This is a genomic window from Vibrio sp. 970, assembly GCF_033339075.1.
This window is the reverse complement of record NZ_JAWOTW010000650.1, coordinates 1-560: the sequence shown is the minus strand read 5'-3', so window position 1 is coordinate 560 and position 560 is coordinate 1. Positions and strand designations below refer to the sequence as shown.

1 pseudogene is annotated in these 560 nt (G+C 43.9%); it reads right to left on the bottom strand.

The annotated features are described in order from the left end of the window. A pseudogene (locus R7Q11_RS28410) lies at nt 1-560 on the bottom strand (TonB-dependent receptor); the annotation flags it as partial.

The window sequence follows — 560 nt, the reverse complement described above, 5'->3', positions numbered from 1 at the left end:
TGGCCACGTGATCGCCGGTCGACTTACTTTGGCCCGATTTAAGGTCATAGTTGTCTTGTTGACCGTAAGCTAACTTCAACTCAGAAGTGTAAACATCTTTAGAATACTCAAGTGACAAATCTGCACCTACGTATTCCACTTCACCCGTTTTCTTTTCGTGCTTATCTACTGTTCCCCACCCAGGATTGCCATAACTGCTGTTGTCATAGTCGTATTCGTTGCTGTATGTACTAAAGCCAACGTAACCAGAAAAATTATCAGAAAAGTTTTGCTGGTAACCTAATTTAAGGTTCAACGTTTCAAATCCGTGCTCATCGCCATCATTCAAACCCGGCAAAGGTTTAACGTTAAAACCATCCGTTTTCTCGTAACCTAATACCCCTTTGATGTGCTTACCTTCACCTACAGGTTTAGATACGGCAAACGTGCCTTTTTTATGATTGTTGGAGCCATAACCCGCCGACACTCGGCTTGCATCATCATCAATACTTGCTCGAGTAATAATGTTGATTACGCCGGAAATCGCCTCTGAGCCATAGATAGATGCGCGTGCGCCGCGA